General features: G+C 39.6%; 7 protein-coding genes and 1 pseudogene. 5 read left to right on the forward strand and 3 right to left on the reverse strand.

Features of this window, described 5'->3' with window-relative positions:
• Positions 1-93 precede the first annotated feature (93 nt).
• The gene (locus BGP15_RS17315; protein WP_286770245.1) at positions 94-2,379 is read left to right on the forward strand and encodes a GH92 family glycosyl hydrolase; all 2,286 of its coding nucleotides are present in this window, start codon (positions 94-96) and stop codon (positions 2,377-2,379) included.
• A 34-nt stretch (positions 2,380-2,413) separates the two neighbouring features.
• Positions 2,414-4,660 carry a GH92 family glycosyl hydrolase gene (locus BGP15_RS17320; RefSeq protein WP_286770246.1) on the forward strand — a complete coding sequence of 749 codons (2,247 nt, stop codon included), beginning with the start codon at positions 2,414-2,416 and terminating at the stop codon, positions 4,658-4,660.
• Between the two features lie 87 nt (positions 4,661-4,747).
• Here BGP15_RS17320 and BGP15_RS17325 read toward each other — a convergent pair whose 3' ends face one another.
• The 3 genes from BGP15_RS17325 to BGP15_RS17335 all read right to left on the reverse strand — a co-directional run bounded on the left by BGP15_RS17325 (position 4,748) and on the right by BGP15_RS17335 (position 5,909).
• Complete coding sequence (locus BGP15_RS17325) at positions 4,748-5,308, reverse strand: GNAT family N-acetyltransferase (protein WP_286770247.1); 561 nt, start codon at positions 5,306-5,308, stop codon at positions 4,748-4,750.
• A gap of 114 nt (positions 5,309-5,422) precedes the next feature.
• A complete protein-coding gene (locus BGP15_RS17330; RefSeq protein WP_286770248.1) occupies positions 5,423-5,653 on the reverse strand; it encodes a hypothetical protein in 231 nt (76 codons plus the stop codon).
• Between the two features lie 7 nt (positions 5,654-5,660).
• Positions 5,661-5,909: a hypothetical protein gene (locus BGP15_RS17335; RefSeq protein ID WP_046675688.1), complete on the reverse strand. Its 249-nt coding sequence runs from the start codon at positions 5,907-5,909 to the stop codon at positions 5,661-5,663.
• A gap of 513 nt (positions 5,910-6,422) precedes the next feature.
• Here BGP15_RS17335 and BGP15_RS17340 point away from each other — a divergent pair.
• The 3 genes and pseudogenes from BGP15_RS17340 to BGP15_RS17350 all read left to right on the forward strand — a co-directional run.
• The gene (locus BGP15_RS17340; protein ID WP_286770249.1) at positions 6,423-6,734 is read left to right on the forward strand and encodes a hypothetical protein; all 312 of its coding nucleotides are present in this window, start codon (positions 6,423-6,425) and stop codon (positions 6,732-6,734) included.
• 26 nt (positions 6,735-6,760) lie between these two features.
• A complete protein-coding gene (locus tag BGP15_RS17345) occupies positions 6,761-7,636 on the forward strand; it encodes a hypothetical protein (protein WP_139145081.1) in 876 nt (291 codons plus the stop codon).
• Positions 7,637-7,777: 141 nt separating this feature from the next.
• Positions 7,778-8,518 (forward strand): annotated as a pseudogene (locus tag BGP15_RS17350) (IS256 family transposase); the annotation flags it as partial.
• Positions 8,519-8,557 lie beyond the last annotated feature (39 nt).

Raw genomic sequence — 8,557 nt, forward strand, 5'->3', positions numbered from 1 at the left:
CGATATAACGACAAGTACGATTTGTAAATCTTTGCGATTATCTGTAGTATTGTAGGTACACGCTAAAATGCGCGGCCTATGGTGTTTGCTTGAATGAAAGCAATTAACAATGTCGTCTATCAAGATTATATGATCAAATCTATTCGTTTTTTACTTTTAGGATTATTTCTTTGGGAGAACGTTTCTGCCCAAAAGCTTCCTACAGACTATGTCAACCCGTTTATTGGTACCAGTAATTATGGAACAACTAATCCGGGTGCTCAGGTTCCCAACGGCTTGATGAATGTTTCTCCGTTTAATGTAATGGGATCATCACTTAATGCATTTGATAAGGATGCAAGATGGTGGTCTACTCCCTATGAACATAGCAATAGTTATTTTACAGGTTTTTCTCATGTTAATTTAAGTGGGGTAGGATGTCCAGATATGGGAAGTCTGTTGTTGATGCCAACTTCGGGGAAATTGGAGGTTGATTATCATCAATATGGGAGTACCTATACACAAGAGGTTGCCCATCCGGGATATTATAGCAATATATTAAAGAAATACGGTATCAAGACAGAAGTTTCAGCGACAACCCGTGTAGGTGTGTCGAAATTTACTTTTCCAAAAGGACAGGCAAATATCCTACTTAATCTAGGCGAAGGTTTAACAAATGAAACGGGAGCAACAGTTCGTTATGTAAGTGACACCGAAATAGAAGGGTCTAAGTTGCTGGGCTCTTTTTGTTACACGAACAATCAGGCTGTTTATCCCATCTTCTTTGTTATGCGTGTCAATAAAAAACCGTCAAAAAGAGGATATTGGAAATTCCAGCGTGCCGGAGAAAAATGGGAAAACGATTGGAATAAAGATGCCGGAAAATATAAAATTTTTACGGGCTATACCGATCAGCTTTCAGGCGATGATCTTGGTGCGTATTTTAGTTTTGACGTCAAAGAAAATGAAAGCTTAGAAGTACAGCTGGCCGTATCATTTGTGAGTGTTGAAAATGCGCGTAAAAATCTAGACGCTGAGCAAGCAGACTTTAGCTTTGAAAAAACGCAAAAGCACGCAGCTTCACTTTGGAATAATGCATTGTCAAAGATACAGGTCGAAGGTGGTACAGAGGACCAAAAAACAGTGTTCTATACGGCATTATATCATGCTATGATTCATCCAAATATCTTGCAGGATGTAAATGGAGAATATCCGGCAATGGAAACCCGGAAGACGCTCGTTGCAGATCACAATCGTTACACCGTGTTTTCGCTATGGGATACGTACCGAAATGTTCAGCCTCTAATGTCACTGGTTTATCCTGATAAGCAGGTGGGTATGATACGTTCCATGATCGATATTTATAAGGAAAGCGGTTGGATGCCCAAATGGGAGTTGTATAGTCGAGAAAGCTATACCATGGATGGCGATCCGGCAGTTCCAGTGATCGTTGATGCATGGATGAAAGGCATTCGGGATTTTGACGTTAATACAGCTTACAAAGCGTTTCTGAAATCGGCTACGACTACGGATTCGACAAATAAAATTAGACCAGACAATGCGGACTATGTGAAGTATGGGTATGTTCCACTGCGCGATTCATTCGATAATTCGGTATCTCATGCCATTGAATATTATGTTGCCGATTGGAACCTAGCCCAACTGGCCGCCTCATTGGGGAAAACTAAAGATGCTCAGCTTTTTGCTAAGCGAGCACAGGGGTATAAACACTATTATTCTCCGGAGTATGGGACTTTCAGGCCTATTCTTCCTAACGGCGAGTTTTTAAGTCCATTTAGCCCATTGATGGGCGCCAATTTTGAACCAAATCATGGTTTCCATGAAGGTAACGCTTGGAACTATAGCTTTGCCATACCATTTGATATACCTGGTTTGGTGAAATTGATGGGCGGAAAGCAAAAATTTGTGGATAGACTGCAGGCAACGTTTGATAAAGGGTATTTTGATGTTACCAACGAACCAGATATGCTGTATCCACATGTGTTTTCGGAAATCAAAGGAGAAGAATGGCGTACCCAAAAGCTGGTTAAGGAAATTTTAGAAAAACATTTTACGAATAGCCCTGGGGGTATACCGGGAAATGACGATACGGGAACAATGTCCACATGGGCGTTAATGAACATGATCGGCATCTATCCTTTTTGTCCAGGTAGACCAGATTATACTGTTGTAACACCTGTATTCGACAAAGTGACCATTCAACTCGATAAAAAATATTATCCAAATGGCGACAAAGTGACAATAAGACGTCAAAAAGAGGGTGCCGGAGATTATATAAAAAAGATCTTTATCGATGGAAAACCATTCAATGGATTTAAAATCAACCATCAGACTTTGGTCAATAGCAAGGATATTCTAATCGTTACTGGAAATAGATAATTAGGCAAACTAAATTGAAAAACTGATCTACACGATGAAATATATTAATTACGCGGTCTGTGCAGGCCTTTTGTCCTTAATGGGTTGCGCTTCACTAAAAAACTCCGATGAGACTTCTTATGCTGGGTATGTAAATCCTTTTATCGGAACGGATTTTACGGGGAATACATATCCTGGAGCACAGTCACCTTTTGGAATGGTACAGCTTAGTCCAGATAATGGACTGCCTGGCTGGGACCGTATTTCCGGATACTTTTATCCTGACAGTACGATTGCTGGTTTTAGCCATACACATTTAAGTGGAACCGGAGCCGGCGACTTGTACGACATATCTTATATGCCGGTTACCTTACCTTATCATGAAGCCCCGGCTCCCTTAGGTATACATTCCAAATTTTCGCATAAAGACGAAAAGGCTCACGCCGGATACTATCAGGTAAAACTTACTGATTACGATATAAATGTAGAGCTGACAGCAACGGCACGCTGCGGTATTCAACGTTATACGTTTCCAAAAGCCGAGTCTGCAGTATTTTTAGACTTAAAGAAAGCAATGAATTGGGATGCTACAACAGATTCACACATCGAAGTGGTTGATTCTGTTACTATCCGTGGTTACCGTTTTTCGGAGGGCTGGGCAAGAGGCCAACGCGTTTATTTTGAAACTCGGTTTTCTAAGCCTTTTATGGCCGTTCATATCGATAGTTCAGCAATATTATCCAGTGCTGATACAACGGCAAAAAGTGCAAAACGTATTGGTACAGCATTCAAAGCACGTTTTGATTTCAAGACAGCAGCTGGAGAACAAGTGACTTTAAGTACGGCCCTTTCGGGAGTAAGTATGGAAGGCGCTTCAAAGAACTTAAAAGCAGAAGTTCCAAATGATGATTTTGATTATTATTTAAAAGAGGCCGAACAAAATTGGAACCATGAATTGGGGCGGGTAGCAATCGAGACCAAAGACAAAGAGGAACAGGTTAAATTCTATACAGCACTATACCATTCGATGTTGGCACCGACAATTTTCAGTGATGTTGATGGTGCTTACATGGGGGCGGACCGGAAGGTACATCAGGCTGAAGGTTGGACCAATTATAGCACGTTCTCACTTTGGGACACCTATAGAGCTTCGCATCCATTATTTACCTATATAGACCCTAGTCGAGTAAATGATATGATTAAGTCCTTCATTGCCTTTTATGAACAGCATGGCCGACTACCGGTATGGAATATTTATGGGAGTGAAACGGATATGATGATTGGCAATCATGCCATTCCTGTCATTGTAGATGCATATTTAAAAGGAATTGGTGATTTTGATGCAACAAAAGCGTTAGAAGCCTGTGTTGCCACAGCTAATATTGATAATTACCGGGGTATAGGTCTTTATAAAAAATTAGGCTATGTGCCCTATGACGTAAAAGATGAATACAATGCCGAAAACTGGTCCTTATCACGAACACTTGAATATGCCTATGACGATCATTGTATCGCAATGATGGCCGATAAGATGGAAAGGAAAGATATTGCAGGAGCGTTTTTTGCGAGAGCTCAAAATTATAAAAATGTGTATAATCCGGCTACTTCATTTATGCAACCTCGAGATAGCCATGGTAAATTTATTACCCCGTTTGATGCGGAGGAATATAGTGCACATATCTGTGAAAGTAATGCATGGCAATATTTTTGGTCTGTACAACATGATATTCCTGGATTGATTAAACTTGTTGGTGGGCAAGAGCGCTTTGGACAGAAGCTAGATAGCATGTTTACATTTCATCCTTCCGACACCAGCAAGCTGCCAATTTTTAGTACAGGAATGATTGGGCAGTATGCACATGGTAACGAGCCGAGCCATCATGCACTCTATTTATTTAATGCGGTTGGACAGCCTTGGAAAACGCAGCAATATGCAGCCGAGGTAATGAACAAACTTTACTTGAATACACCTTCGGGATTAAGTGGAAATGATGACTGCGGGCAGATGTCGGCTTGGTATGTATTCAGCGCATTGGGATTTTATCCTGTAGATCCCATAAGTGGAAAGTACGAAATTGGTACACCTTTATTTGAAAAAGCTGAATTGAAGTTGTCCAATGGAAAGAAATTTACCGTGAAAGCTAACCATGTCAGTAAAGCCAATATTTATATCCAAGCCATTACGATTGATGGTAAGCCTCTTGAAACAAGTTATATCACACACGAACAAATTATGTCCGGAGCGACATTGGTGTTAGAAATGGGCGAAAAACCGGGACCGATATGGTACAAAAATAAATAGGATCTATAAGTATATGGAGATTCATATGTGAAGCTCCCAAATAATTAAGAGAAGCCTCCAAATGAATATTAATCGATTTGGGGGCTTTTATTTTGTTGGCAGAATTAAGTTTTTGTAGAAATATGTCGTGCTACACAATGTTCCATTCGGGAAGAGCGCATAATTTGGGATATCGCCGACTTTCGTCCAGCCACATTTTTGATACATAATATAAGCCGGGCTATCGGTTACAGTATCTAGTACCAATAGTGTCTTATTTAGATCAATGGCTATATTTTCAATGTGTTGAAGTAAATTTTGTGCAATGCCCATTCTTCGAAAGTCAGTATGGACTAACATTTTGGCTACATCTGCACGATGTATTTGATTTGAGGGGAGGTCGATTTGGAGTTGAACGGTTCCTGCGATTCGATGCGTAGAAGCATCTTTTGCAATAATCAATATTGTTTTTTGCTGCTTGACCTTGTTCAGTACTTCAGTCCAAAATCTTTTTGCCTGCTCAACTGTTAGATCTTCCATAAAGCCTACAGAGGCACCTCCTTGGACAACATTAAAAGTCAGGTCTACTAATTCAGAAATTAAGGTAATGCTGGATTCGTTGACTTCTTCAACGACAAAATCTGTATTGGAAATAGGTGAGGAACTCATGTGTTTGATCGAGGATGAGATATAGAAAAGGAATTGATCGCTGTGTTATGTAAGAAAAGACATTCTGCTAATGATCGGCTTGGCTCTTCTGGTGAGAATTATAGTTAAAAATCGTTACTCGTTGCGGGTGAATGCATAATAGATGACGTATAACCAACCGAGTATCCCATGAATTAAAGCCCATAGTATGGATTTGTTGCGATCCCATGAGGTGACAACGGCAATGACAGAACCCAGCCCAATACCCGATTGGGTGATCGTCTTTGTCGTTGATTTACTTATCTCTTGGCCAAATACAATATCCGAGATGAAAAGAAAGAATATGAATAATGCGAGGTGTTTCATGATGGCTTTATTGAGCTCCTCTTATTTTGAGTTCTTCATTGATTTCTTTTATTCTTTTAAAATTGAGAATAACAATAGGAGATAAGGCGAAGGGAATCGCCATTAGTGCGCTGAATCCTTTGTTAATTGACGTATAGATCCCCATGCCTAATAGGATAAAGAGCATGGTGGTGAGCATCCATGTAATTACCAGCGCATTTTTTTTGTTGGTTTGAAGCTCTTCGTCAGTCATTCCGTTTAAAGGTCTGTTATTCATATTTCGGTGGTTTATAGTCTCTAAGTTCCGTAATTCTTTTTAAGAAACAAAGAATTTTGCCTTAAATGATGTGTGATTCTTAAATAAATATAGCTTTTTTTTCTGATTTTTTAAAAAATGATTAATTAAATCGCTAAAATAGTAGGTTTCGAAGGACCTTTTTTACAATAATGCAGTATAAGGTGATTTTTATGGATTCCGTGTTTGAAAGAGTAGGCTTTTCATCTCTCAAAGAAATAAATAGTTTGTGCAAAGTAAGGATAAGCGTATTGCTTTTTAGCGAGCAGGTTGTACGGAAAATAACGAATCTTAAAACAACGACCACGAATATTAAACGAGACGGATAGACTGGTTTAAAAAACTGTTATTTGTAAAAAAATTAAGAAATGAGAATGCTAGCTTTAATCTTTATGCTATTTACCATGTGTTCCTGTAGGGGTAATTTGGATTTGGGGTACAACGAGAAAATGGCTAAGCTCTTTCATAACTGTCGAGAAAAAATGGATGAGAGCTATGAATGAGGCACGCGCTTTGAGTAGTTACATCAAAGGATTAAAATGCGAAGCCTCTCAACTGAAATACAGTAAAACTGCCGAAAGTTTTCACATCGCTTCAGTTGGTTACATGACAGAGATCGTTGATGGATATGGTATTTTATTAATTAAATATATTGATGAACAGAAAAAAGGGACTCGGAAAAGTCTGTTGCGGGAGATTACTGATGAAAAAGAGAAAATTGCAGCCTTAGCTGAGTCGTGTTTAGGACATCAAATAGCCTTCATGAATCAAGCTGGAATAAAAGTAGATAGTCAAACAGGAAAGTAGTTGAAATATATTTTAATTTTATAACCATGTTAATACGAAAAAATATGTGGTATTTGCTTATCATTTTACCTATGATGGCATTGTCCTGTAAGAGCAAAATAGCTGCGCATCAGTCAATACCCCCGTATTCATTAGCTGATACTGTGAAACCCGATTGGTATCGCGAATACTATGGTCGGGTTGTAATGATCGACAATGATTTTGTAACGCAGAAAGATGGCAATTATTTAGTAGATCTTCCTTTGCAGATCGTTCCGGATTCCACTTACGTTTTCTTTTTGAGTACTAAAATTCCAGTGGAGTTACTAAAAAAATCCAATGAATTCTATCCCGATCTTCAACATTTTGTACTGATTGTTCCCGATTGGAAGTTTTATGGTGAAGTCGCCGAAGAAGCTTCGAAAAATGGGATGTGTATAGAACCTGCGACAACCAATTTTTATTATTCCATAAAAAGAGAGGACGGTATGGTTAAAGTCGACAGTCTCCGGCTTTCTGGTCTTGATAACCCTAGATTAGATTTTGTTAAACCAATTTCAGCTAAAGGCATGCTTACAATTTATCGAAGAGACAGTTACGGATCGGTTTGTTGCCCGCGTGACCCGAAATGGGATAATGCAGACAAGGATGAGCTTTTCCTACGTGATTTTGAACACCGCAGTCACCTGAAAGTAACTAAAGGGCGGTATGTGCAGATGGAAGGTAAAGAAGGCGAAAAAAGTATCTATTATACCTTACCGGGATTATCTTCAGCACAGCGATTGGAATTTTTAGCAAATAAATATGCGCAATGGATTGCCAATAAGGATACGGGGACAAGGACGATTATACCACAGTTATTTGCACCACAAATTATACCGATGGTAACTGAGGGCTTTAACAAAATGAAAGAATTACCATAAAGTCAAAAATAGTGCGATTTGGTTCTTTCCGGAAGAGCATGTTGTTTTTTTTGATGGAGATAAAGGAGACTGTAACGTAAACTGTGTCAGAGGAATAATTCAATAAGATTATTTATATTCAATTATTCAAACGACACGGTCATGAAAGAAAAAGACCCATTCGACTTTGAGCGCTTCAAGGCAGAAGCCATGCAAGGTCTTTACGAAGGTAAAAGTTTGTCTCCCAATGATGGCGTCCTAGCGCCGTTAATGAAGCATCTGTTGGAATCGATGATGGATGGAGAACTGGAAAACCACTTGAACGAAGAGAAAGCTTCGGGCAATAGCAATCGTCGAAATGGCAAGACAAAAAAGACAGTCCGAGGTCTCAATACCGGAACTTTTGAGCTGGAGACAGGTCGGGATAGATCGGGAACGTTCGAGCCTAAAGTAGTACCTAAGAGACAATTAATCATCACTGAACAGCTTGAGGGACATGTGTTGAGCATGTATGCCAAAGGAATGAGCACACGGGCGATAAGCGAGTTTATACGCGAAATGTATGCAATGGAGATCTCTGCCACAGAAATATCGCGTATTACAGAAAGCGTGCTTCCAGCGGTAAATGAGTGGCGTAGCAGGCCTCTTGAAGCTGTTTATCCCTTTGTATTCCTAGACTGTATGCACATCAAGGTTCGCCAGAATGGAACTGTTGAATCGAGGGCTATCTATAATATCCTGGGAGTTGGTATGGATGGTAGAAAAGATCTGATTGGTCTTTATAGCTCAGAAAATGAGGGAGCTAAGTTCTGGCTTTCAGTTCTTACAGATTTAAAGCAACGTGGCGTTGAAGACATCCTTATTGCTTGTATTGATGGTCTAAAAGGGTTCCCTGAGGCCATATGTCACTTCGCATTAGAATGCCTCCACTAGTTCGCATCA

Source organism: Sphingobacterium sp. 40-24, assembly GCF_001899705.1.
Lineage (GTDB): Bacteria > Bacteroidota > Bacteroidia > Sphingobacteriales > Sphingobacteriaceae > Sphingobacterium > Sphingobacterium multivorum.